At 58.8% G+C, this 24,943-nt stretch carries 21 protein-coding genes; 11 read left to right on the top strand and 10 right to left on the bottom strand.

The genetic code is table 11. From position 1 onward, the window contains the following. The first annotated feature begins 230 nt into the window (after positions 1-230). A complete protein-coding gene (locus tag IVB05_RS32375) occupies positions 231-3,575 on the top strand; it encodes a peroxidase family protein (protein ID WP_247780061.1) in 3,345 nt (1,114 codons plus the stop codon). Between the two features lie 888 nt (positions 3,576-4,463). On the opposite strand, the gene IVB05_RS32370 is transcribed toward IVB05_RS32375, so the two are convergent. From IVB05_RS32370 to IVB05_RS32355, 4 genes are all read right to left on the bottom strand, one after another. Beyond that, positions 4,464-5,663, bottom strand: a complete 1,200-nt coding sequence (locus tag IVB05_RS32370) for an IS91 family transposase (RefSeq protein WP_247778958.1) — start codon at positions 5,661-5,663, stop codon at positions 4,464-4,466. 12 nt (positions 5,664-5,675) lie between these two features. Next, positions 5,676-6,551 (bottom strand): site-specific integrase, encoded by an 876-nt coding sequence (locus tag IVB05_RS32365; protein WP_247778957.1) that lies wholly within the window; start codon positions 6,549-6,551, stop codon positions 5,676-5,678. A gap of 1,629 nt (positions 6,552-8,180) precedes the next feature. Continuing rightward, complete coding sequence (locus IVB05_RS32360; RefSeq protein WP_247780060.1) at positions 8,181-8,903, bottom strand: metallophosphoesterase; 723 nt, start codon at positions 8,901-8,903, stop codon at positions 8,181-8,183. Beyond that, complete coding sequence (locus IVB05_RS32355; protein ID WP_247780059.1) at positions 8,893-9,687, bottom strand: hypothetical protein; 795 nt, start codon at positions 9,685-9,687, stop codon at positions 8,893-8,895. Before IVB05_RS32355 ends, IVB05_RS32360 begins: the two co-directional genes overlap by 11 nt. Positions 9,688-10,462: 775 nt before the next feature. Here IVB05_RS32355 and IVB05_RS32350 point away from each other — a divergent pair. The 4 genes from IVB05_RS32350 (at position 10,463) to IVB05_RS32325 (ending at position 13,564) form a co-directional block, all read left to right on the top strand. Continuing rightward, the gene (locus tag IVB05_RS32350) at positions 10,463-10,612 is read left to right on the top strand and encodes a transporter associated domain-containing protein (protein WP_247780058.1); all 150 of its coding nucleotides are present in this window, start codon (positions 10,463-10,465) and stop codon (positions 10,610-10,612) included. 1,708 nt (positions 10,613-12,320) lie between these two features. Beyond that, entirely contained in the window at positions 12,321-12,539 is a 219-nt protein-coding gene (locus IVB05_RS32335; protein ID WP_247780056.1) for a hypothetical protein, read from the top strand. Between the two features lie 266 nt (positions 12,540-12,805). Beyond that, positions 12,806-12,943: a hypothetical protein gene (locus IVB05_RS32330; RefSeq protein WP_247780055.1), complete on the top strand. Its 138-nt coding sequence runs from the start codon at positions 12,806-12,808 to the stop codon at positions 12,941-12,943. Between the two features lie 441 nt (positions 12,944-13,384). After that, positions 13,385-13,564: a hypothetical protein gene (locus tag IVB05_RS32325; protein ID WP_247780054.1), complete on the top strand. Its 180-nt coding sequence runs from the start codon at positions 13,385-13,387 to the stop codon at positions 13,562-13,564. A 181-nt stretch (positions 13,565-13,745) separates the two neighbouring features. Here IVB05_RS32325 and IVB05_RS32320 read toward each other — a convergent pair whose 3' ends face one another. Beyond that, positions 13,746-14,168, bottom strand: coding sequence for a hypothetical protein (locus IVB05_RS32320; protein WP_247780053.1), 423 nt, complete (start codon positions 14,166-14,168; stop codon positions 13,746-13,748). Positions 14,169-14,855: 687 nt separating this feature from the next. Between IVB05_RS32320 and IVB05_RS32315 the strand changes: the two genes are divergently transcribed. The 3 genes from IVB05_RS32315 to IVB05_RS32305 all read left to right on the top strand — a co-directional run bounded on the left by IVB05_RS32315 (position 14,856) and on the right by IVB05_RS32305 (position 17,819). Continuing rightward, positions 14,856-15,917, top strand: coding sequence for an IS630 family transposase (locus tag IVB05_RS32315; protein ID WP_247787181.1), 1,062 nt, complete (start codon positions 14,856-14,858; stop codon positions 15,915-15,917). A 142-nt stretch (positions 15,918-16,059) separates the two neighbouring features. Beyond that, positions 16,060-16,266 carry a hypothetical protein gene (locus IVB05_RS32310; protein ID WP_247780052.1) on the top strand — a complete coding sequence of 69 codons (207 nt, stop codon included), beginning with the start codon at positions 16,060-16,062 and terminating at the stop codon, positions 16,264-16,266. Between the two features lie 902 nt (positions 16,267-17,168). After that, positions 17,169-17,819 (top strand): hypothetical protein, encoded by a 651-nt coding sequence (locus IVB05_RS32305; protein ID WP_247780051.1) that lies wholly within the window; start codon positions 17,169-17,171, stop codon positions 17,817-17,819. Between the two features lie 220 nt (positions 17,820-18,039). On the opposite strand, the gene IVB05_RS32300 is transcribed toward IVB05_RS32305, so the two are convergent. Together IVB05_RS32300 and IVB05_RS32295 are read right to left on the bottom strand one after the other, a co-directional pair. Beyond that, positions 18,040-18,570, bottom strand: coding sequence for a dihydrofolate reductase family protein (locus tag IVB05_RS32300; RefSeq protein ID WP_247780050.1), 531 nt, complete (start codon positions 18,568-18,570; stop codon positions 18,040-18,042). Between the two features lie 590 nt (positions 18,571-19,160). After that, positions 19,161-19,658 carry a hypothetical protein gene (locus IVB05_RS32295; RefSeq protein WP_247780049.1) on the bottom strand — a complete coding sequence of 166 codons (498 nt, stop codon included), beginning with the start codon at positions 19,656-19,658 and terminating at the stop codon, positions 19,161-19,163. A 403-nt stretch (positions 19,659-20,061) separates the two neighbouring features. On the opposite strand from IVB05_RS32295, the gene IVB05_RS32290 reads away from it, so the two are divergent. The 3 genes from IVB05_RS32290 (at position 20,062) to IVB05_RS32280 (ending at position 22,135) form a co-directional block, all read left to right on the top strand. Next, entirely contained in the window at positions 20,062-20,418 is a 357-nt protein-coding gene (locus IVB05_RS32290) for a hypothetical protein (protein WP_247780048.1), read from the top strand. Between the two features lie 225 nt (positions 20,419-20,643). Next, positions 20,644-21,519 (top strand): non-homologous end-joining DNA ligase, encoded by an 876-nt coding sequence (ligD, locus tag IVB05_RS32285; RefSeq protein WP_247780047.1) that lies wholly within the window; start codon positions 20,644-20,646, stop codon positions 21,517-21,519. Positions 21,520-21,955: 436 nt separating this feature from the next. After that, a complete protein-coding gene (locus IVB05_RS32280) occupies positions 21,956-22,135 on the top strand; it encodes a DUF3606 domain-containing protein (protein WP_247780046.1) in 180 nt (59 codons plus the stop codon). Positions 22,136-22,182: 47 nt separating this feature from the next. On the opposite strand, the gene IVB05_RS32275 is transcribed toward IVB05_RS32280, so the two are convergent. The 3 genes from IVB05_RS32275 to IVB05_RS32265 form a co-directional block, all read right to left on the bottom strand. After that, positions 22,183-22,527, bottom strand: a complete 345-nt coding sequence (locus IVB05_RS32275) for a response regulator (RefSeq protein ID WP_247780045.1) — start codon at positions 22,525-22,527, stop codon at positions 22,183-22,185. A 185-nt stretch (positions 22,528-22,712) separates the two neighbouring features. Continuing rightward, on the bottom strand, positions 22,713-22,955 hold the full coding sequence (locus IVB05_RS32270) for a hypothetical protein (RefSeq protein ID WP_247780044.1): 243 nt from the start codon (positions 22,953-22,955) through the stop codon (positions 22,713-22,715). An 854-nt stretch (positions 22,956-23,809) separates the two neighbouring features. Continuing rightward, positions 23,810-24,874 carry an IS110 family transposase gene (locus IVB05_RS32265; protein WP_247780043.1) on the bottom strand — a complete coding sequence of 355 codons (1,065 nt, stop codon included), beginning with the start codon at positions 24,872-24,874 and terminating at the stop codon, positions 23,810-23,812. Positions 24,875-24,943: the final 69 nt, after the last annotated feature.

The raw sequence follows: 24,943 nt of genomic DNA, 5'->3' as shown, positions 1-24,943 counted from the left end.
ATACCCATATCGCAACGACCAGTGCGGCTATGCCGCTGCGACTTCTGTGAAATGTGCGGACCGCGCCGGCGTCGGTTGCTGCCAAATATGTGGCTGCCTGCGCGCGATAAAGCTTTCATCCTTTCGCATTCTCATCGCTAAAGCGCCACAGAGTGGGCTCCCGATCCCCGGCCTGCATGCTTTCGCAGAGGCGTCCGGAATTCCACAGCTCGGAAATCAGGGAGACGGACATGCAACTCATTCGAGCAGACCTCGATTTCATTCTCGCGCAAATTCGCTCCGCCGAAACCGGTGCACCTTTGGCGGACCCTTCTCTTCCGTTTGGGCTGCGGACGGTTGACGGCACGAACAACAGCGTGGTGCCAGGCCAGTCGGACTTCGGCGCCGCGGATCGGGTGTTCCCGCGGATGACCGATCCCGTGTTCCGCGAAGCGGACCTCGGGACGTCCTACTCCCAGACCAAAGATACAGTGATCGACGCCCAACCGCGGATCATCAGCAATCTGATTGTCGACCAGAATGCGAACAGCAACCCGGCGGCCGCCGCAGTCGACAGCGATGGCGACGGGGTTATTCCGAACGTGGATTCCGATGGCGCGGCGCCGTTCAATCAGTGGTTCACGTTCTTCGGCCAGTTCTTCGACCATGGCTTGGATCTAGTGGACAAGAGCGACAAGAGTGGGACAGTGTTTATCCCACTGCAGCCGGACGACCCTCTCTACGTTGAAGGTAGCCCGACCAATTTCATGGTGTTGACGCGTGCGACCAACCAGGCCGGGGCTGACGGGATCGTAGGGACTTCGGACGATATCCACGAGCACACGAACCAGACGACGCCGTTGATCGATCAGAACCAGACGTACACGTCGCATCCGTCACACCAGGTTTTTCTGCGCGAGTACGCGCTTGACGCCAACGGCAATCCGGTGGCAACCGGGCGTCTGCTCGAAGGCGTCAATGGCGGCCTGGCAACATGGGCTGACGTCAAGGCGCAATCGCGGGAGCTGCTCGGCATCGATCTGACCGATGCCGATGCGACCAACATTCCCTTGCTGGCAACCGACCCTTATGGGCGCTTCCTGGCCGGAGCTCATGGATACGCCCAACTCGTGATGCCCGGCGCTGACGGCATTGCGGGCACGCTCGACGACATCCTGACAGAAGGCAACCCCGCCAATCCCGTCAGCACCACTGGGGCGATCCGCACCGGACACGCCTTTCTGAACGACATTGCCCATGATGCCGTTCCGACCGACAAGGTCGCGGACGGCGACACGGAGGTCAGCCTCTCGAACCTTGACGGGTCGGATACGAGCGGCAACTACGACAATGAGTTGCTCGATGCCCACTACATCACCGGCGACGGGCGCGGGAATGAGAATATCGGCTTGACCGCTGTTCATCACGTTTTCCACGCGGAACACAACCGGCTGATCGGGCACCTGAAGGAGGTGATCCTGGCCGAAGCGGACAATGATCCAGCATTCGGGAGCCAGTGGCTGAAGCCGGGAGCGGATATGTCCGACGGCATCCAGGACAGTGACTGGAATGGCGAGTACCTGTTCCAAGCCGGTAGATTTGCGACCGAGATGCAATACCAGCATCTTGTCTTCGAGGACTTTGCACGCAGCATCCAGCCGAACATCGATGAATTCGAGGCGCACAACGTCGCCATCGATCCCGCGATCACGGCCGAGTTCGCGCACACGGTCTATCGGTTCGGGCACTCGCTGCTGCGCGAGACTGTTGACCGTCTAGATGCCGACGGCAACGTGGTCGACGCCAATGCCGAGGTGGCGGGCGATCAGCAGCTCAGCCTGATTGGCGCCTTCCTCAACCCGCTCGCCTATGCGGAGCGTGGCGCCGACGGCGATGCTGCAGCGGAGATCGTGCGCGGAGCAACGGGCGAGGTCGCCAACAGCGTCGACGAATTCGTTACCGATGCGCTGCGCAACAATCTTCTCGGTTTGCCTCTGGACCTGGCGACAATCAACCTCGCGCGCGGCCGTGACACCGGCGTGGCACCGCTCAACAATGTCCGCGAGCAGTTCTACGCAAAAACCGGAGATCCCGATCTTAAGCCATATGCGAGCTGGGCGGAATTCGGCAGCGGCATCAAGCACCCGGAGTCTCTCGTCAACTTCATTGCAGCGTACGGCGTTCATCCGTTGCTCGCTGCTGCCGCCACGGTAGCGGAGAAACGTGCCGCTGCCGTCGCGCTCGTCTATGGGACGGCGGATGACCCGACCACGGAGGCAGACGAGACCGTTGGCCCGGACACAGATTTTCTCAACGGCACTGGAGCCTTCGCCGGTGTCGAGACTGGTCTCAATGACGTTGATCTGTGGATCGGGGGCCTGGCGGAGAAGCCGCTGGCGTCGGGCGGGCTGCTGGGCTCGACCTTCAACTTCGTGTTCGAGACCCAGATGGAAAATCTGCAGAATGGTGACCGCTTTTACTACCTGTCGCGGCTGGAAGGTACGAATTTCCTGAATCAGCTCGAGGGCACCTCATTCTCCGAGCTGGTGATGCGCAACACTGGTACCACTCACCTTCCCTTCGACGTCTTCACGGCGCCCACCTACACGATCGAAGCCGGCGACCCGTCAACCTATCCGGTCGACGCTGCCGGAAACCCATTAGTGATGACCGACCAAGGAGGCAGGCTAGGGTTTCTTAGCGACGATCACGTCGTGATCGGCGGCACCGACCGGACGGACAGGATTCAGTCCGGCGCCGGGGACGATACACTCTGGGGCGACGGTGGCAACGATGTCCTCGACGGCGCCCTCGGCAACGATGCCGTGATCGGTGGCGACGGCAACGACCGCTTGGCGGGCGGCGACGGCGACGACTTCGTCAACGGCGCCGCCGGAAACGACAAGGTATGGGGCGGCGCAGGCTCCGATCTGCTCGTCGGCCTGGAGGGTCGCGACCGCATCAAGGCCGGCGATGGCGACGACGAGGTCTTCGGGGGCCTCGGCAATGACCAGATATTTGGAGGCGCCGGCAACGACGAGCTGCTGGGGAATGAGGGCGATGACTGGATGAAGGGGGGGCAGGGCGACGATCAACTAATCGGTGATAACGGCAATCCGTTCGGCGAGCCGCTCCCGGACACGGACACGGCCCTATTCTCGGGTAAGGCAAAGAACTACACGATCAATCATAATGCCGATGGGTCAATCACGGTCACCGACAAAGTCGGTGCCGAGGGCACGGACACGCTGCAGAATATCGAACGCTTGCAATTTGCGGATCGGATGATTTTGGCAGACGGGACGACCCCGCCGCAGGGTGGCCAGGGCTTTGGATGGGGGGGCCAGCTTCGCGACTCGGTCACCAGCGGTCAGACGCCTGCGACCGGCACGAGCACAGGGGGGCCGGCAGGTCAGGGTTCTGCTACGCCGCATGCGAACGGCTCGACCGCATCCCTGGCAAGCCAGAGCTTTGCGCTGCTGAACCAGTATATGGCCGGCAGCTCCGGCCGGGTCGATCCCGGTCAGGTCGTGGCGGCCGGGTCGAATGGCGCCACCTGGGCTCAGGATTCCTTCCTAACCAGACCGCAGCATTGATCCGCTTCCGCACCCGGGCGCCCGCCGCCTGGGTGCGGGCAAGAATCCCGATACGCAGTACCGCAACGACCAGCACTTTCTGACGCTTCTGCAACATTGGTCAGGTGCGGTCACGTGTCCGGCCTGCTGATGCGGCAGGTCTGGCCGCTGGCCTTAATGCTCTGCGCGGATCGGGTCCCAAACAAAACGCGCACTTTAGAAGTCGTGCGTTGACCCAAGCGGAGACATTCACTTTTGGCAGTCGGCCTCCCAGCGATTCAGACTTCTTCATCGTGTGAGAGGAATACGCGCCACTGCGCACCATCAACCCTCGGGGTGTCGTTATCAACCAGATGACGATATCCCGACGTATACTTGCCAGCAGTCAATCGCGTGCCCGGCGATCGGTTTCGGATAGACGATTCCGCCAAGCGGCGGCTTGCCCCACTCGCTGGCAAGCAGCCTACGAAGCTCGACCTCGCCGTCAATCTCAAGACTGCGAAAGCCATCGGCGTTGCTATCCCGGAGACATTCCTGATGCGAGCTGACACGGTCTCCCTGACTTCCGGTATTGTGAAGGTTTTCGGATGCCGGCCCCATGACGGTGGTGCCGCGGGCGCGGGGCCGGCGTCCGCAAACCTCCAAGGGAGGAAACCGCGGGAGGGGTACGGGGATGGCGCGGCCTACGCTATGGGGATTTGAGTGCCGCGGATGAGGTGTGTGAATGGAGTCGAGGCGCTCCAGCAGGCCGGTGGACGGTGAAACGGCTGCTGGATGAGGGGCGGGTCGCATCGACCGCAGTGAAGTGTCGGACGATTTGAGACGACGGCTGGATATCTGAGCGCGTTCTACCGTGGCCGGTCGAGAGGCAACTAGTGCGACGATCAGATTTGCGGGGGTGTGACGCGGTCATGAGGTGTCGATCTTGATTGCGGTAGGTGAAGCTGTCGGCCGATGCCGTGGCGTTGCACCGCGCGCGAAGACCTCGATGATGATCATGCGACCGCCGCAGCATGGACAAATCGGCTTGCCGGGATCGGCGGCGGCACCGGTGGGCTCGGCCTGGGAGTTTGAGACGGCGAGCAACTCACGCGCTCGGGCGATGTTGTCGGCGCGCGTGCCGCTGGCCAAAAGGCCGTAGTGGCGGATGCGGTGAAAGCCGTGCGGCAGAACGTGGATGAGGAAGCGGCGGATAAACTCGCCGGTTGGGAGTGTCATGAGCTTCTGGCGATCGCGACCATTGGCACGATAGTCTTTCCACCGGAAGGTGACACCGGTGCGGTCACAGGCGATCAGTCGGCTGTTGGCGATGGCGACGCGATGGGTATAGCGCGACAGATAGGCCAGCACGGCCTGTGGCCCGCCGAACGGGCGCTTGGCATAGACCACCCATTCGGCTCGGCGTAGCGGTGCCAGATACGCCGCGAACGCCCGCGGGTCGGCGAGAGCGGCATGATCGCCGAAGAACTTCAGATGGCCGGTGTTGTGGGCCGCGATCAGCTTCTCCAGGAACAGCCGCCGGAACAGGCGCGAGAGCACGCGGACGGGGAGGAAGAAGCCAGGTCGGCAGGACACCCAGCGCTGGCCGTCGGGCGAGACGCCGCCGCCCGGCACGATCATGTGGACGTGCGGGTGGTGGGTCATGGCTGAACCCCAGGTATGGAGAACCGAGGTGATGCCGACGCGGGCGCCGAGGTGCCTGGGGTCGGCGGCGATCGTGGCCAGGGTCTCGGCCGAGGCCTTGAACAAGAGATCGTAGACCACCGCCTTGTTCTGGTAGGCGATGTCGGCGATGGCTGCCGGCAGCGTGAACACCACATGATAGTACGGCACCGGCAGCAGATCGGCCTCGCGCGCGGCCAGCCAGTCCTTTGCCGCCGCGCCTTGGCACTTCGGGCAGTGCCGATTACGGCAAGAGTTGTACGAGATCTTGGTGTGCGCGCACTTCTCGCAGCGCGCGACATGGCCGCCGAGCGCCGCGGTGCGGCAGTTCTCGATCGCCGACATTACCTTCAACTGGCCAAGGCTCAGATGGCCGGCGTTGGCGCTGCGCCATGCCGGTCCATGATCGCGGAAGATATCCGCGACCTCCAGTGCCGGACGCGGCACGCGAGCCGCGCTTTAGGCCGGTGGCTCGACCCTCTCGATCTTGCGGGCGATATGCTCCAGCGGGCTCATGACTTGTTGGATCGTCTTGGTGGCGACGCGGGTATAGAGCGCCGTGGTGTCGAGCTTGGCGTGCCCGAGCAGCACCTGGATCACCCGGATATCGATGTTCTGCTCAAGCAGATGGGTGGCGAAGCTGTGCCGCAAGGTGTGGAGCGACACGCGCTTGTCGATCTCGGCCCTCTCGGCTGCGGTATGGCAGGCGCGATTGAGCTGGCGCGTAGTCATCGGCTGCACGCGGTCGCGGCCAGGAAACAACCAGCCCTGCGGTCGTGCTGTCTTCCACCAGGCACGCAGCAACTCGAGCAGATGCGGAGACAGCATCACGTAGCGGTCTTTGCGGCTTTTGCCTTGTTCGACGCGGATCACCATGCGCTTGCTGTCGATGTCGCCGATCTTGAGCGAGATCACCTCGGCGGCGCGCAAACCTGCGCCGTAAGCCACACTCAGCGCCGCCTTGTACTTGAGGCCCGGCGCGGCATCCAACAGCCGCGCCACCTCCTCTGGGCTGAGCACGACCGGCAGCTTGCGGGGCTCGTGGAGGAATGTGGTGTGCTCGATGATATCGGAGCGCCTGAGCGTGATCCTGAAGAAGAACCGCAACGCAGCTACGGTATGATTGAGAATCGGGATGTGCGCGCCGTTCGCCGCCAGATGCAGTTGAAAGCGCCGGACGTCCTCGAAGCTCGCCGTGTCGGGCGATCGGCCGAGGAATGCAGCAAAGTCCCTGATGGTGCGGATGTAGCCTTGTTGGGTCTTTGGCGCTAACTTGCGGATCGTCATGTCTTCGATCATGCGCCGCCGTAAAGGGCTCATGGCCTCGTCGGTCATGGGGATGCTCCTGTCTTGAGTGAGGTTGTCGAAACCCCTCGATCTCAAGACAGGACGTCCCGTTGCGCTATCGCCTTGGCTGTGCCTCCCGCCGCAGTGCCCTACCGCGCGAGCGGTTTAGTCCTTTGGCACCTTTGAGACATGGCGACCGGCCCTGACGATGTCCGTTTCCAGGAGAAGACCGGAAGTAGTGGCCGACGACGAAAATGACGCGATTGACCCATTTCGGACGTCGGCCGGTTTCACGGCTCATATTCGAATGCGTCGTGGCGTAACTGCTGACGTTGCCGCGGCGTCCGAGATTGCAAATGTCAACCATGAAGACATTTGAGTCAGAGCTCGCGAGCCAGAAGCAATGCCGTCTCATGACCGCGTTTGGACAGCTCTTCGAGACGGAGTAAGCAAGCTTAACCAAACCGGGGTTACTCTCAGATCGGGCATTCTGAGGGGCGTTTGTGTGCTGGCTCGCAGCCAGCTACAGCCGTGGCGCGTACAATGGCCATAGACCCAAGAACTCGTTATCTTGACTAATCACGGCAGCATGAAACTACACTCAGCAGTAGTAAGAACGATGATCTTGCCACTCAAGGAACGCAAGCGCGCGGCAATCGTCCGGGAAGGTACGTCAGCCATTTTGAAGTTTGAGCAGATTAAGTATCTCACAGCGCAATGGGAGTTAGAACCATCTCATTGATCTTAGAGCTAGTGATGGCTGCGAACGCCCGACGATGTGAGACCGCGCATTCTGCGGTCCAGCGGCTTCTATGCAACGCGATATTGAGAGCATTGCACTAAAAACTGGAACGGCCAGTGTCCATCACCGATCAGCAGCCGCAAACTGAACGTCGCTTTGGCGCGTGGAAGTGCGTGATAATTGTTATGCCACTCCCGCCCGTCGGATTTCGTACTGTGATTTGAGAGCTGCCTCGAATACTTCGAGCCCGGAAGTCGTTAGTCCGTTTCGGGTGACTAGACCGCGCTGAATAAGGTCTGCCGTTTCGACGCTATCATCACCGCGTAATGACCCGCCTCCGAAGAGCTTGATGAGTATCCTTTGTTGACGGCGCGTAAGCTCGTTCCACGACATCGTGCCGGCCCCTCAACTCCCGAGCGAATCCACAATCACTCAGCAAGAGTTAGTGGCACATGAGGCTAAATCGTGACGGTTCGCCGTTCAGTAGACGCCTTAACCTCGTAGGATGAGAAAGAGCGAATCCATCGAACAGGCTTGGTGCTGCTCCCACGGATGATGCAGACATGGCCCGATATCGGAGATCATCGATCTACGCTAGTAGACCACGCTCCGTGTGAGCCCTCGTGCTGAGCTTTAGGACGACACGGTCGTGGCGCTCCTTTGAGACGGGAGCTTTAGATAAATGCTTAATAGATTGGCGCTATGTTCACTGACGCGCGGATTGGTATTGCGTGGCTGAGTGCTCCTTCTTCCCACCGCCCCTCCACCTTTAACACTGGTCTGACGCAGCTCTGGCCTCGCAGGATGCAAAGTACTCTTCGGATTGCGACCGAAGGCCTGCTCGGCCTGGCGCGAATCCAAAAGTACGCGTGGACTTGGGTGACTGCCCAGAGACGACTCGCTCGATGCAAGGGGCTTTCAGGTGACCCCCACCGTCAGACGGAAATGAGCGCATAGGACAACCCTGAAGGCTTCTGCACGCCCATGGCGACGTTGTACACCCGCGCTCCGGCGGGCGTGCGGCCCTCATACTTCCCGCGATGCGCATGACCATGCACGACGGCGCATACTTTGAAGCGGTCAATGGTCTCTGCAAGGCGCGAGCACCCGAGGAAGGGATAAATTTCGAGAGGTTCACCCTCCACCGTGTCGACAATCGGGGCATAGTGAAGGACCACGACGGCGCGCCGGCTGTTCACCGTGCGCATGATGTTCTCCAGCCGCATCGCTTCATTCATCGCTTCGGCAACAAACGTCTTGATCGCCGGCTCGCCGAAAGAGCTTAGCATTCGTGGACCAAATCCGCCGGCAAAGCCCTTCACGCCAATAAATGCCACGCCATTAACTTCGGCTGCCTGGCCATCGAGCAGGTGTACGCCCGCGTCACAAAGGATTCGTTTCACCTCGTCGGCATGTCCCGACTCGTAATCGTGGTTCCCAAGGACGCCGATTACTGGGACAGAGCAGGCACGCAGCTCTTTAGCGAGGATTTCCGCCTGTGCCGGAGTTCCCGTATCGGTGAGGTCGCCGCAAAGGACCAGGGCGCCGGCACTCTTCGAGATTGCTTGAAACAATTCGCGGAGCGAGCCCGACTGCCCATCCTTCACATGAAGATCGCCCATGCCTGCAAATGTGAATGAACTTGCATCATCGTTCATTGCCGCACTCGTCTTCGACGTTCAGGAAGCCCCACTTCTCGGTCGCACTTCGGTAATCGGAGCTGGAAAGCAACCGACCGCGGCAGAGTTTCGTCGCCGGTGGCGGACCTTCCCGCTGCCGACTCAATCGTTCAAGAAGATCGTCAAGCAGCCAATCTGGAATGGCATCTCGCTCACTCGGATAGATCCAACGAAACGTGAGCAGATGACAAAGCAGTATCTCCCAATGTGGGTTCATGTACATGATCAGGCGCTGCCAATCGATTGCCTCTCGCTGCTTAAGAATGAGATGGACGATATCGACGCCATCATGACGGTTCCGCTTCTGGATGAACGCCTTGGTCCAGATCAGCTCGGTGGGGTTGATCACAGGCACGCAATGCCCGAGCACTTGAGCCTGTGTTGCATACTGAAACCACTCTTCCTGAACCGGCACGGCGCCATTGCTGGAACCAAAGATGACGTCGACGAAATCGCGACCGCGGTGAACTTTTCCCAGCCAACTCTCATTCGCCGATACCCGATTGTTCCGCTGTAGGTGAGAGAGCAGGCGAGGGAATTCCGCGGCAGTCGTAAAAATGTCTAGGTCCTTTGTCGGGTACCGCGCATGGGTATAAAGATTTACGGCGTACCCGCCTCCGATCATGAACGGAAGGTCCGATTCGAGGAGATCCCTCAGGACAATTGAATAGAACTGCTCCGTATGGGTAAGAGACGCGAGTTTGAACGCATCGACATCTGTCGAACGTACCGTACCCGGCGCTGGGCGATCTCGCGCGTGCACTGATCACTCCATTTGGTCCTGAATACTAATCGGCGCGCATCGTGGAAGTTCCTTTGAGTTCCGAATTGAACGACTCGGCGCGAACGGCCGGGCGACAGCAGAAGGCGTGCGAAAGAGCAGGACAAACGCTTGCTAGCGACGTGAGGTGGACAATCGGTTGATTGTCTTTGACTGCGTGCCGGCCCGCGCCGCGCCAGAAACTTCAGCCCTTGTCCCTGAGCGCATTCGTGGCGAAAAAGAACTCCTCCAATTCATCGCGCGCTCGCGACGAAAGGTGGCGGATGTCCTTCAAATTCGTCTCGAGAGGCAAACGGTCACGCACTGCGAGCGCGCTTCAACATTGCAATAACAGCGGCGATGACCTAGCGCGATCACTCTCAAAACGAACGGTCGCCGCAATCATTCCGATAGTCTCATCCAGGCCGCTGCAACCCCGGCGAAGTCAGCCATTCGTCGATATGAGCGGCATCGCGCGCCTTCTTCAAAAGAAAGTCTCGATCCTCTAAAAGAAGGTCTCGATCCTCTCCCGGCGGCAGACGCTCGGCTTGCCTTCTGACCTGCTCGGCTTCTCGGAGAAGGCTCTCTTCAATCGAGGTCGAGGGCCTACTACGGTGCTTCATGAGGGCCTCCGTCGTTTCGGTTCCCCGCCCGAGGCCCATTGATAACCCCGCTGCCCAGGGCCGGGTTCCCTCTCCGCACGGTAGGAGCATCATGCTGATCGGCATGCTATCGGGCGCTTTCCAAGGCGCTACGTGCCTGCGCTCGAATTGCAGAATTGATCGGGATTTCCCTTCCTCCATCGCGGTCCTATCAGACGTTTGCTGGTTTTTTGCTTCAGGAGCTCGGTACCACCCCTACCATTGGCGATAGAATTGATTTAAGGGATGGCGATTCGAAATTGTCGACCTCGACGGCAGGCGCATAGACAAGGTTTTGGTCAACTGGCTTGGAGCCTCAATAAATGCTTGATAGCTGCTCCTGGCACAAAGCGGACCAGCCAGTCGCACCGGCGGAATCCCGCTTTCGAATGACTAGCGGACTTGGGCTAAGTACCTAGCGACGCCGCGAGGTCCAGCCTTGCAGTCGCACCGTTTTCATCCAGGCGGGCACCGCCACCGCACGGTATTGGCGGACACGGCCCCGCGTCCTCTCGGGGGCATGGGGTTGAGGCGGGGGCCGCGCCGGGTCACCGATACGCGTACTGAGTGGCCCAAAAATGAAACTGGTTCGCAGACCGGGTTGTTCCTAGCGATCTGACACTGCGGCCCGAGGGATAAGGTTGCGGCGAGCAGGCCGGACGTTGTCAGCCGTCGCCTTTACGTGCAGGCGACATCTCGTCATCAAGCCAGTCCTGTTCGTCCGCTAATGCTCTCCAAGCTGCTTCCATTCGCTCGTACCGTTGGCGGGTTGGCTCGTTGGGAGCACCTTCCGCGAGGTAAGCGCAGTTCTCCGCATTTTGCCGGTATACCTTAGATTGCTTCATGACTTCCTCGACGTAGCGGTCTCCAAACGTTTGAGTAAACGATGCTGATGTATCCAGCCCGGGGAAATCCACTGTCTTGAGGAACGCGCATTAGCGTCGCCTGTTATGGCCCAATGAGTGGTCGCGTCTACCTCAGTATCATCTGCACGAGTATCCTACTCCTCGTGACGGCATTTGCGCTGGGAACGCCCGGATTGAAATCGGACGCTCCATCAGAGAGAGCGCCTTTGCTGCGCCTCCCAACCCGGAAGGCAGCAACCTAAAGGGCCGTTGAACAAAGCTGCGCAGGACCGGACCCAGTTGCAAGTGCAATGCCCAGCTCCGGCTGAAGAGAGGCTTACGTTGTTGTCCGGCGTTTAGCGCTGAGCTGCCGCGGTGTTTCGATAAGCCTCCATCATCGCTGGAGTGACATCATTTGGATAGCAAAGCGGCGCCGTGCCACCCGGCACGTACGAGCTTATTGAACGTCCAGAGAGCAAGACAGGTGACATAAAAGTTATGTTTTTAACTCTGGTGCTTTTTAGGATCGCGCATACTTCGTTATCACCGCTCATATATATCGCATATCACTGGTGCTTGGCTTTCATCGCTGATGAGACCGCCAGCCGCGCTCCTGCAACCTCGCCTGGATGGAGCAGCGCATGCCAAAGCGTCGTCCTTTCAAACAAGCTACATCCCTTAAAGAACGCCTTTGCAGAGGAGGCGACGCGGTTACGCAAGCAGGCGCAAGATACCCCACCGGGGTTTGAGCGCGAGCTTCTGGTTCGCAAAGCCCGTCGATCCGAAGCGGCTTCTCAAATGATCGAGTGGCTGACCTCGGCCCCCAAGCAACCAAGATAGGATGAAATAGAAATGGCTATTTATCGCCTGGGAGAACTCTGCCCTAGGGCTGGGGCCGAAAGAGGTTAAGTGCATCATAGAGGCATACGAGCAAACGCTGCACACCCTTTGCGTTAAGGATCGGGACGACGCCTCTAACGGAGATGATTGCGAAGAAGATCATCAAGATTACGCAAACTGGTGTCCATGATGCGGCGCAGCTTTCGGCTCTAGCGATCAAAGAACTAGAAATCCGGTAAATCGGCCGCAGTCGCAGCGCAGGAACCATCCTAGTCCGGGCAGCTTGGTATCCGAACGAAAGGATACAGTTATGTCCACAAAGATACCGAACACAGAAGCCGATGCGGGTCAGCAAGTGCCACCCCGTCGTCACGACGCCGGTAGCGGCGCAAACGAAACTACCGATGGATTGGATGCAACCGCCGAAGCGTTGCGCCATGCTGCGGAAGATACACCATCGGGTGCCTTGCCAGAGGATGTTGAGATTGTCCCGGTATTTGACCGCGCCGACCTCGCACCCAAAATTTAGGTGCGATGATGGTGAGGAAAAAGCACGGTGTCATTATCGAAACACCCATGGAAGCGCGTCAAGCCGAACCCGGCCCCTCGATTCTATTGCTGCTTATCATCAGCGTAAGTGTCGCGGTGATCGCTATGGCCCTTGTCTGGTTCGTGTTCTTCCGTACCTAGCTTCGGGTTGCTTTTAGCTCGGACGATTTCACGGCCCGTGATGTGGACAAATTGTCACGCTGGACCGCATTGGCCAATCCCATGTCCATCCTAACGGAGGACATCATGAAGCAATCGCAGCATTTCTTAGAAAACGCGGAGAACTGCGCCCAACTTGCCAAGCGCGCTTCCGACGAGCCAACTTACAATCGATATAAGCGCATGGAAGCCGCATGGCGGGCTTTGGCCGTTGAGCAAGACTAGTTGAATGGTGAAATTGATCAGAACGCCAGAGTCAGTGAAGCGAGCGAGTCTGTCGGCTAATTGCTGCCGCAACTATCGACTGTGGAACTTAGCTCCGGCTTCATTGCCGCTTGATCACGCTTAGTCCTCGTTGTGGCCACATCGACGTAATTGTTCGCAAGGCGCAACAGCCCTTTTTAATGAACGGGTCTGCTTCGGTCGCAAGTTCGCGAAGGACGCGCGCTCTATTGCCATAAAATTTGTCGTCCATGCGGGGGCCCCTCGAGATCAGAGGTACGTGCCCGTTTTCTTCGACCGATGATAGTAATCTAGATCACACGTCCGACCTTCACGTAGCGAAGCTTAGGTTCACATTCTCGCAATGGAAGTTTGTTCTTTGACCGCTATTGAGACAGCCATGATAGAAGCCCGGCTCTGCCCTCAGTACGATTCGGAGAGAGAATGGCAAGAGCTAAGAAAGTAGTTCGCCGTGCGTGGACAAAAGGCGATGTTCGAACAATGAAGACCATGGCAAAAGCAAAGTCAGGCGTCGCCAAGATCGCAAAGGCGTTGAAGCGGACTCCCGGTGCCATCAGTGTGATGGCTGCAAAGCTGGGCGTTTCCCTATCAACGCGTGCATGAATGAAACAGCGACGGGCCGTAGTACGGCCTGTCGCCACTTCCGCACAGTTTAAACGCGATTTACTTGGTTTTGCCCCTTGACACACCGTGTAACCTCGCAGAGAACGCGTGTGAATTCTTGTTGCGCGCCCGCCTGAGTTGGCATCATACGCCATCCAGGTGTCACCCGAGACTTGTTGCTCTAGAACGAAGACGTGCCCGTGTCGCGCGGCAACCATTCCGGGCGCTGGTGCGGTCCGGGGAAAACTGGCCAGTTGGCAGCCAGATTTAATCCGGGCACAATACGGCCGAACACACGTATAGATGCGCCGCAACCGCAGAAGGAACGCGGACAACCGGCCGGGCGACCGCCGTCGACTTGAGCGCGACCGCCATTCACTTCTGCCATTGCATTGCGGTGCGAAATTGCCCGCTGCTCAGAGGCATTCTCTTTTCGCAGGCCCGACGCAATTCTGCCGCGACGAATTTGCGAGCCGGAGAAGTCGCAAGGCATGGTTACGTTGCATTCGGACACGTTAACAGAAGATCGGGACGGTCGAGCATCCGAGGTGCTCGATGAAATTATAACAAAAAAAGAGGCAACAAGCACCAGATTACTACGCATGCAGGGCTCCATTTGCGAAGCCTGCCCCAACGCAGAAGCCAATACATTTTGGGCGAGAATAGGATAGTCGGCTCGCCGCCGACTTGGAACTCGTCGTCCGATGCGAGCTTTGTTGCGTGCCTGCGCATAGCGCGGGCCGAAGAGGCTCCGGCGCTGAGAACACCATTGCCCCCACAGTGCTGGAGCTGCTCACCCCGCTTTAGCGATGGCGGATGGAAAACGGCTCCAGTCGGTGGGACTAGAGCCGTTATCTTCCAAAGAGCGCTTCCGACGTGGGGGGCTTTGGGGCTGTCGGGAGCGTGGTCATTCTGCGCAGCGCTTTTTGCTGCCGTCAATGTGGCCGCCTCCCTCGAAGCGAAAAGTCAGACGATTGCGCTACATCAATTGACCCGTCAAACACCGGACTATCACTCGTCAATTCAATTTTGACTCCGACACATCACAAACAATACGCTCGGGAAAAACAAGCTCGAAGGGGAGGTTCACAGTGGAAAAGGTGCGACAATTGCGGGCGATGGGTTCGCTGTGCCGTCAACATGCCGCGTACAATAGCATGAATAAATGGAAGCTCCTCGCGGAAGCAGAATACTGGGAGCACCTAGTGGACCAAATCTAACGCTTCGATTCGGTTGGGGATTCCCTGAAGGACTCGCGTGTGCGAGTCTAGGGCATGCACAAGCGACGAATATCCAGTTGAGCCGAGCCGACCGTAGCAAGCTTAAAGCCGTGGTCGCCGACCGCAATAGCTCGCAGAAGCACGTTTGGCGGGCAAAGATCGTCCTTCTGACGGCCGATGGTCGAGGCACAGCTAAGATCATGCAAGCCACTGGCAAGGCCAAGACGGTGATCTGGCGCTGGCAGGAACGTTTCCGTGAGGAAGGAGCCGCCGGCCTTTGGCGGGATAAGACACGACGGTCGCGCATTCCGCCGCTGAGCCCTGAGGTGGCTAAACGTGTGGTCGCCCTGACGTTGGCTGGCCCGCCGCCGGCGGCCAGTCACTGGAGCGGTTCGGCGATGGCGACGGCAGCCGGGGTTAGCGTCAGTTCGGTGCAGCGTATATGGCGTGCTCATGGCCTCCAACCGCACCGGGTGCGTCAGTTCAAACTGTCCAACGATCCGCAGTTTGCCGCCAAACTGCACGAGATCGTCGGCCTCTACGTTGATCCGCCCGACCACGCCATTGTCCTGTCTGTCGATGAGAAGAGCCAAATTCAAGCGCTTGATCGCACCCAGCCGGGTCTGCCGATGAAGAAGGGGCGCGCTGGTACCATGACCCATGATTACAAGCGCCATGGCGTCACCACGTTGTTCGCGGCGCTCGATGTCCTTGAGGGCAAGGTTATTGGCCAGTGCATGAAGCGCCATCGCCATCAGGAGTTCATTCGGTTTCTGAACGTCATCGAGGCCAGAGTGTCCAGGAAAAAGACGATCCATGTCATCGTCGACAACTACGCCACCCACAAACATCCAGACGTCATGGCATGGCTCGAAAAGCATCGGCGGTTTGTCTTCCACTTCACCCCGACATCCGCCTCCTGGCTCAACGCTATCGAGGGCTTCTTTGCCAAACTCACAAAGAAGCGTCTCAAGCACGGCGTATTCCGATCCCTGCGGGAACTCAAAGATGCCATCCACCGCTTCCTCGACCACACCAACGCAAACCCAAAGCCTTTTATCTGGACCAAGGACCCAAACAAAATCATCGCCGCTGTCCGACGAGGGCACCAAGTGTTAGATTCGATCCACTAGCTCTTCTTGAGCTGTCTTCCTACTTCCAAGAATGCAATGCCGTTAGCTCGAATGAGACAGCGCAGCCTCAAGCAATTGGGAAAAGTGGCAACTTTTTCTTAGCAGTGGGATTGAATTAAGACGCGGATTTTGGAGTCCGAGAATGAATGACGAGTCAGCGCTGAAGATTGCCATTGATCGAGCTTGGACCGTCCATCTGGCGTTGCACAAGGATGTTGACGCGGGCGATCCGCGTCGCTGCTCGCTTGAGAGGTATCTAACCGGGAAATGGCAGGCTGGTGAAAGCGACCCGGAAGAACTGACGTGCCACGGCCTTTCTTATTTAGCTCGCCCTTTATCAGAGGGTTGAAGTCAGCATGACAAACCTTGCAAAAGCCCTGGTCAGCCTAGCTACTGGGACGGCCCGACCGGATTGGAGCTAGCCTCGCTTGCAAGCCTGGCGGCGGCTGGCATCGCAGCCTCACTTCGATATGCGTTCGGATAACAGTCTCACCGCTTCGCACTTTGGGGCTTCACCGCAGCGGGAGCGGTACCGAGACTGGCGAACTAAGTTCGGCTCGTGGTAATGGCAGAAACAAACGGGCCCCAGCGCCCTCGGGGAAACGACTGCGCCGGAGCCGATGAGGGTGAATGCGCGCCCCGGGCAACAAGATAGAGACGTGCTGCCACCCGCATAAAGCGGCCCCAGCGCTTCGGGGGATGTGCACGCCGGGGCCGTAAAAGTCCCTCTCCTAACGAGTGCCTAATTTTCCCGACCCCGGTTTGTTCCAGGTTGCTGAAAATTTAGTGGTCCTAGAACCACGGAACGCGTCCCTCTCTTCCCTGTTGTTTTTTCGTTAGGAGGAGAAACGATGCCAGTATTATTACTCTGGGGCATTCCCACGGTCATCGCGATTGGCGGTATCAGCTACTATTTCCTTCGCGTAGTGCACTGAACGGATTTTTCATAGGCCCGAGCCGGGAAACCGGCCGGGTCTTGCCCTTAGAAGGAACGCTGGGAATCAAATAGCCGCAGGCATTGTCGCGCTGCGGCTAGCCGGGCAAAATTTGTTGGTATTGCAATGACCTAGCCCGACCTTCGAAGCCTGATCAAGGCTCGGGCGTTTGTAAAGTCACGAATTCTATCCACCAAATACAAGCTTCGACGCGGGTCCGCGCATCGGAGCCTCCAATGATTTAGCTTCTGGAGTGGCAGAATGGGCCGCCAAGCCATCATGCTGTCAGCGTTTCCCTACCGCGATTTCGGAGCAAGTGCAGCTGCCAACGGGCTCTAAATTCCTGATCTACACCAGAGATGGCGCGGAGCGTGAAGATGCACACAGCGGAACATGGGAGGTCGCCGTTATTGCCTATTTTTCCCGTCTGGGAACACAAGCCGAGATTAGTGCGTTCGTTGCAACATCCGGAGACACGGCCATGGCATCCAACGCGCGCGCATTCTTCACGGGGGTGGGAACAACCTTTGTGATCCTGGCCGTCGGTTTCGGCGGCGGTCTTATGCTGGCGAAAACGGCCATGGAGCCAACAGCACCCAGCCGCCCAGTTGTCGACGGGCTGCCTCCGGCACGCGTTATTCTTCCCGCATCCGCTGAGGCTGCTATGCCTCCCCAGCCGCCCGCGGAAACTGCCGCCACGTCAGAACCTTCACTTCCGATCACGCCAGTCAAGGAAGTCCAGCCGGTTCCCGAAAAACAAAAGCAGGCTGAGCGGGCCGAACGCCGCAAAGCGGAAGCTGAGCAGCGAGCCGGCCGCAAGAAGTACGCGGAGCGTAAGGCGAGGCGGGAAGCCGCTCGCATGGCGAAGCAGGAGCAGCAACAGCATAGGCAGCAGCCGGGCATCGTGGCCTTCGGCGGTGATGATGACAATTATCGCGCTGGGGGAGGCTCGTTCTTTGGAAACTAAATCCTCTGCCAACCGAACGAGAGGCGAACGGCGGCCCGACGTACGATGATTCCGGACGACACGCGGAAAATTACGAATTCGGCGGTATGTCGGCGACGAGGCGCGCGAAACACCGAGCGACGCGGAAACCCTCTTTTCCGATCTTCCCGGGCGTTCGACATCTGCTTTTGACCAAAGGGAACCTGACGCGTCGGCGCAGTCCGGCGTGCACGCCGCGTGATTAAGCAGGAATGTACTTCAACCTAATCACATCCTCGCCAATCCGATCACTAGCCACAAGGCGGAGCGGCGGGCGCGGTCCGGCGAAATATGGCTTGCCGTGACCAAGCACGACGGGGTGCAGGTAGATTCGGTACTCATCGATTAGGCCAAGTTCGGCGAGGCTTTGGGCCAAGTCCGGCCCAGCAACTTCGATCTCCCCGTCGCGCTCGGCCTTCAGCTCGCGGATCGCACCCTCAAGGTCATCTTCAACAAGCCTGGCCTTGGGGCCGACCGACTTTAACGAGCGCGAGACGACCCATTTCGGCTGGTTCCGCCACGCCGCCGCGAAGGCGTGTTCCTCTGCACTCCATTCGGGATGATCGTCGTCCCAGTACCGCATGACCTCATACATTTGGCGACCGTAAACACTGCCCGCCTGCCTCTGAGCCTCCTCGATGAAATGGCGGAAGAGCGTGGGGCTTGGCGCAAACGCCATATGGTCGACGTAGCCGTCCAGAGATTGGTTCATTCCAAAGACTAGCTTGGCCATGCTACAAAATCTCCACCCCAGGCTCTTCAGGATAGCTAGAGCCGACGTTGTACAGAAGTGAGATTGGACACAATTTGCGCGCCGCTTTACCGGTGCAACCAATAACCAGACGTCAGCTTTTGTGAAGGTTTTCGGATGCCGGCCCCATGGAAGGTGGTGCCGCGCGCACGGGGCCGGCCTACGCAAACCTCCAAGGGAGGAAACCGCGCTTTGGGAACGTAAAGCCGCGCGGCAGGCGCTATGGAGCTTTGATTGCAGCGGGTGAGGTGTGTGATTGGAGCTGAGCTGGCTCAGCGAGTTGGCCGACGGTGAAGCGGCTCATGAAAGAGCGGCGGGCCGCGTTGAACGCTGTGAATTGCGACCGATTTGCGACGACGGCGGGATATCTGAATACGCTCTGCCGTGGCCGATGGAGAGGCGGTAACGCGGACTTGCCTGGCGAACTTTGGTCGAAATCTGTCTTACTTGACCTACAGACGCCCACCTCTTTATTCGGCAGGGATCCTATCCTTGCTGCTAGCTCATGAAGTGAGCGAGGCAAAACCTTTGTTGGCCAAGGCGGGGACTTGAAGCCCTGAAGCTCGGTGCACTCACGAACCCAAAGCGCGGGATATTTCAGTAATCGTTGCCTTTTCGGCTTCACTTACTTGAACGCCGCCAACTCCGAACAGACCACCGCCCTCGGTCGCCGCTTCTGCGGTGCTTTGGCTGATCTGGAGAAGCCGAGCTTTATACTGAGCTGCATCGGCTGGAGCTTTTTCATCGAGCAGGGCAGAAACCTGTCGCATCGAATCGATTGCTTTGACCTTGAGATCTGATGGCTGACTAGCTGCAAACTTTTCTTTGAGACCGTCTCGCGCAGCGCTCCGTCCCTCGCTGCCGGAAAAGTCAGTCACTACGGCCTTCACCAACGGGTTTGTGTTGGCACCGGTAATCGCCTCGGTGAGGGCACTGCCACCTGCGAAGGACTCTTTTAGAAGCCCCCAAAGCCCACTCGGGCCCGCGGCCGTGACGGCCATCCCCGCTATCATTGGGCTCTCCAAGAGCAACGTCCATTCTTCGGCGGTAAAGTTCGTTTTGTCAGCCATCGCTTCCTCCCTACGCTACTGCAAAGAAAGCCCTCGCTGTGCCGGTCATGCCGCTCACGCGCGACGCTCCGCTCATATCGGGACGACCAATCGGCCACGGATAACTTCGTTCCCTGAGAGACCGATTGGGCGCCAGTTCGTTAGAGCTTCGACGGGACACCCTATGAGCCCTCGTGAGGCGTCCGCTTGATCCCGGGTCACCCAGCGCACTTGGCCTGAAGGAGGGGTGGCTGCACTGACGTCCGAGGAACTGTCCCCGCCGAAAACAGTTTCCTTTCCGGTGTTCTGTTTCGCCATAGGACATCCTCTCGGGCCAGGTGTCGGAGACCATGCACCTCCGCGCACCTGGCTGCCTGAGATGGGCCTCAAAGATAAGGCCTGTCTCTCATCTGCAGGAGTGATCATGGACACCGAGAAAAGCGACTCCGAGAAGAGCGAGGCAGCCGAGCAGCCGCGGAAACCGATCGTCGACCAGATGACGGATCTCGCTGCTCAGGCCGCAGGCACGCTGGCCGAAACGGCTGTTAAGGCCGTTGCAAAGCGTGCCAAGAAGGCCGTCGCCAAACGAATGTCCGCCCCGGTAAAGAAGGCTGCGAAGGCAGTTGCCCAGGCTACAAAAACTCCGCAGAAGCGGGCGAAAAAGGCTGCAAAGAAACGAGCCAAGAAGGAAAAGAAGGCCGTTTCGAAGAACGCCAAGAGATCATCAAAAAAAGCTACCAAGAAGCGCTCAAAGAAGACAAGCCGAAAATCACGCAGGTAGCCGTGCGTCAGCTGTTTGATGTGTCGCATGTCAGGCCGTCACGGTTAGCCTCGACAGAGTGGTGAAGACGGGGCCGACGGGCTTCCTTGATGCGTCGATAGCTAGTAGTAGTGACGAGATGAATCACGTCCCCTGATTGTTCGAGATTCGGGAAAACTGAGCAAAAATGCCCGCTTTGCTCCAGCGGGCTTTTTTGTGAGTCGAATTTTTGCCAAGCGTATTCAGATGCCGGGCTTCATTAAGCCCCAGCTGGCAACTTTGAAGTCAAAGGCGCCAAAGGGCGAACAATGGCTTCACGAAATCAAATATGACGGCTACCGCGTCCAGGTGCACCTCAATCGAGGACGCAAGAAGGTCTACACCCGCAACGGGCTAGACTGGACCAAACGCTTCTCGACAATCGCTGGTGCGTTGGACATCCCGGGCGAAGCCATCATCGACGGAGAGGTGGTCGTCGTGCATGAGGGCCGGACGAACTTTTCCGAACTGCAGGCAGAGTTAGCGGCGGGCAGACAGGACCGCTTGGTCTATTACGCTTTCGACCTGCTCTGGCGCGACGGGGACCTCCGCAAGCTGCCACAGATAGAGCGCAAGCAGGCGCTGCTCGACCTGCTCGGTGAAAATGACGTCGAACTGCCGGTTCTCTACTCCGAACATCTGACCGGTGACAGGCAAGAGATGTTTGAGCACGCTGCCAAGCTCAACTGGGAGGGCATTATCTCCAAACGAGCGGATGCTCCGTATCGGTCAGAACGCAGTGAGAGCTGGCTCAAGATCAAGACTGTCCAGAAGGGGAAATTCCCCGTCATTGGATTTATAAAGGATCCGACCGGTGTCGCCGCGCTCTATCTCGGCAAGCGGGAAGGCAAGGAGCTGGTCTACATGGGGAAGGTCGGGACCGGCTGGTCCCGCACGGTATCTGGCCAAATCCGCAAGCAGCTTGATGCCGTGGGCAGTCCAAAATCAAAGCTCACCAAACCCATTCGGAAGCCCAAGGCTACGTGGGTTGAGCCGACTTTTGTCGCCGATATCGAGTACCGCGACATCACCAGCGAGGGCCTCTTAATGGCCAGCTCCTTTAAGGGGCTCTCTCGGAAATAGGCTAGCCTAGCGGGCTGTCCGCCCATTGCTTTGCCGTTGTCTCCATTGGGTCCAGTCTATCGCAAAACAGGCACTTTAACTCGGTGCGCCCGGTGTCGCTGGGTATGGGGACCATACGTTTTCCGCAGTGCAAACAACGTGTCACCCGGTCCATGGACGTCCTCCCATGCACGTTCCAAAAATTGGAACGTTGGTTTCGGTCCAGAGTTAGGCATCACAACGGGAGGAACAAGATGCAAGCGGCTATCGACCGGGTAATGCAGGCGTTCACCATGATTGCGAACCTCACTCCTGCGCAGGCCCTAACCACACGCCAAAGACTGACGGCCCATTTGGCTGGAATGGACGTGGACGAGAAGGCGCTCGCAGTTGAGGGGCTTCGCTATCTACGCGGACCAGATCGGGTGTCCAAGCGACGGATAGCGAGGAAAGCCGGATGACAGATAGCCTGACGACGAGGGAGCAGCCTGACCGAAACAAAATCAATATGAACCAAAACCATGAGGTTCGTTACTGGACGAAGCACCTGAACATCTCGAAGGAAGAATTACAGAAGGCCGTCGAAAAGGTCGGAAATTCAGCCGCCGCTGTCCGCAAGGAATTGGCGGTGGACTGAAGGCGTGGGGTATGCTCGCGATCTCTGGAGCGGGGCCCCCACGCTTTTCAGTCGCGAACCGCTTCGAGCAGCCGCGCGGGAGCGAAAGGCTTTTGCAAGTACGTCGTATCGACCGGCATTGGCTTCACGGCTGTGCCGGACATGATGACAATGTTCATATGCGGGTGTCGGCGTCGGGCGAATTGGGCGAGCTGGGCACCGGACATTGCACCCGCTAAGTTGTGATCAGTGATGAGCGCCTGCAATTCGGTTCCAGTTGACGTGATGATCAACTCACCAGCCTCAGCGGTCGTGCATTCGATCACCTCGAACCCTTCATCCTTCAGAAGATCGGCCAGTGCCTCGCGCTGGAACGCATCATCCTCAACCAACAGGATCACGAAGTTCGACATACGCACCTCGTCCTGGCACCGGGAAAATGCCAAATAAAAAACGGTCCGCTGTCCTTCACCCCCGGGCCGTTTAAGTTCGTGAGTGTTGTCCCATTATGCTGCAGGGACAATTCCACAATCAGCGTGCGGGGTGAACGTTCCTATTGCGTGAAAATTCATTGCCGCGGCCGTCGTAACTCCGAAGCTCACTCGGGCCGGTCTTTCTCGGCTTGATTGGCTTCGGCTAGCTTGCCGCGAACGTTTTCGGTCACATTGCCCACTTCGGCAGTCATAGCCTTTTCGGATATGCCCTGCGCTCGGGCGGCTTCAACGAGACGGAGGACTAACTCAGCTACGCGTTGTTCAGCCCCCGGCGTGCCATAGTGTTCGCGGGCGTGAACGCTGCTCTCAATCCAAAAGTCGATAAACTCACGCGCCTTGGTGGTCATGACTCGTTGTCCCGCCCGGGGCAATAAATATCCCGTTGCGCGCCAAATCGCCAATGAAATTGCCGATACCGACGATCTGACGAATCATTTCCGACGTGCTGTTAGAACCGATCCGAAGCAGAGGATCGGTTAATGCTCAACAACGCGGTACGGCTATGCCATGAGGACGCCATAGATCTTCGGCCGGAGACGGTTGAGCGCATCAAGCAAACCATACGAGATTGGTGGGTCGTGGCTCCGTGATTGCCACCTCGACTTCCTTATAAGCCTATCTGCGAGACTCTCGGTCAGCCACGCGGATATTTCGGCCGGCTTTTGGCACGTTAGACGTGCCGACGTACCCTGCGAATGCCCGCTGATCGGGGTGGTCCGGAAGTGGCTGGCCGACCGTCAAAACGACGCGATTGACCCGTGTATGGTCCGGCCGCGCGTTGCAAGAAGATTTCGTCGAATTGGCGGCCGCGGTCTTGCATCAATGTATCCGGCCTCTGATTGGAGCGTGTGGTGCTCCGGGCCATCATGGGTATCAGCGCGCGCGCGTTCTCATTAGCGGACAGGCCTCGATCGGGCCATTCGGGTCACCAGTGTTCGCACGCGCTCGGAAGACCGAACCTCCATCTCGTCTCATCTTCTCGCAGACCTCGGCTGGAAATTGTTGATAGGGTTACGTCATCGCTTGCTCCTCATGTCGCGCAGTTCCTTTGTTCGAGCCAAGGGCCGTTCCTTCGTCCCGGCCCGCAGAACGTCGATCGCGTCGCGCGCAGGGGCGGTCAAGGCCGGCCGTCGCGCTTGGCTTGCGGCTGGCTCCGGCGTTGCCAGGCTGCGCCTTGACCGCGCCGAGCACGGCGCGAGGATCAAGCGGGTCGGACGCTTGCATCATCGGTCCTCGTCAGCTCGAAGGCGCGTCCCTTAGCCAGCACCGCCCAGGCGATGCGGGCAAGTTTGTTGGCGAGCGCGATCGCGAGCACGTTGTGGTGCAACCGCCTCTTGGCGGCTTCGATCCAGGATTTGAGCCCGCAACGTTCCCAGTTCTTTATCCTGACCAGCACAACCCATGCCGCCTGCACAAACAGAACGCGCAGGTAGCGATTGCCGCGTCTGGAGATTTTGCCGAGGATGGTGCGGTCTCCCGTCGAGATCTGCTTGGGTACCAGTCCGAGCCAGGCGCCGAAGTCGCGGCCTTTGGAGAATACGTCTCCAGTGCCGATCGCGGCCACCATGGCGCTCGAAATGATCGGCCCAATGCCGGGCACCGTCATCAGGCGCGAACATGCCTGATCTTGACGGGCCAGTGCTTCGATCTCGCCGGTTAGGCCATCGATGCGCTGATCTAGCCGGCGCCAGTCTCCTGCCAACTCCTCGATGACACGCAACATGCGGGGCGACAGGGCATCGGTGCGCGTTGCAAGGATGGTGGGCAGTTCCGTGCGCAGGAAGCCGATACCCTGGCGCACGGCGATCCCGCGTTCCAGCATGAAGGCGCGAATCTGGTTGATGATGCCGGTGCGTTGCGAGACCAGCCGCTCGCGCACCCGATGCAATGCCTGCAGATCAAGTTGCTCCGCGGTCTTGGTCGCCACGAACTTCATCGTCGGGCGCTGCACGGCTTCGGCAATCGCTTCGGCATCATTGAAGTCGTTCTTCTGTCCCTTGCTATAGGGGCGGACATATTTGGCCGGCATCAACCTGGCATCGTGACCCAGCGATGCGAGTTTGCGGCTCAGGTGATGTGCGCCGACGCAGGCTTCCATGCCGATCAGGCAAGGCGGTATATTGGCGAGCCGCGCTTCCACTTGGCCACGCGACCATTTTTGCCGCAGCACGATGGCGCCGCGCGCATCGTGGCCCACGACGTGGAACGAGTTCTTGCCGATATCGATGCCGATCACGGCGATCGCGGTATTGGCTGTCTGAGACATGGCGTGCTCCTTGTCTTTGGCGCCCCTTGCCAGCTTCGCTTGCTGGCGGGGCAGGAGCACGGCCGGACC

The sequence above is a fragment of the Bradyrhizobium sp. 170 genome (assembly GCF_023101085.1).
Classification (GTDB): Bacteria; Pseudomonadota; Alphaproteobacteria; order Rhizobiales; family Xanthobacteraceae; genus Bradyrhizobium.
This window is presented reverse-complemented; position numbering and strand designations above follow the sequence as displayed.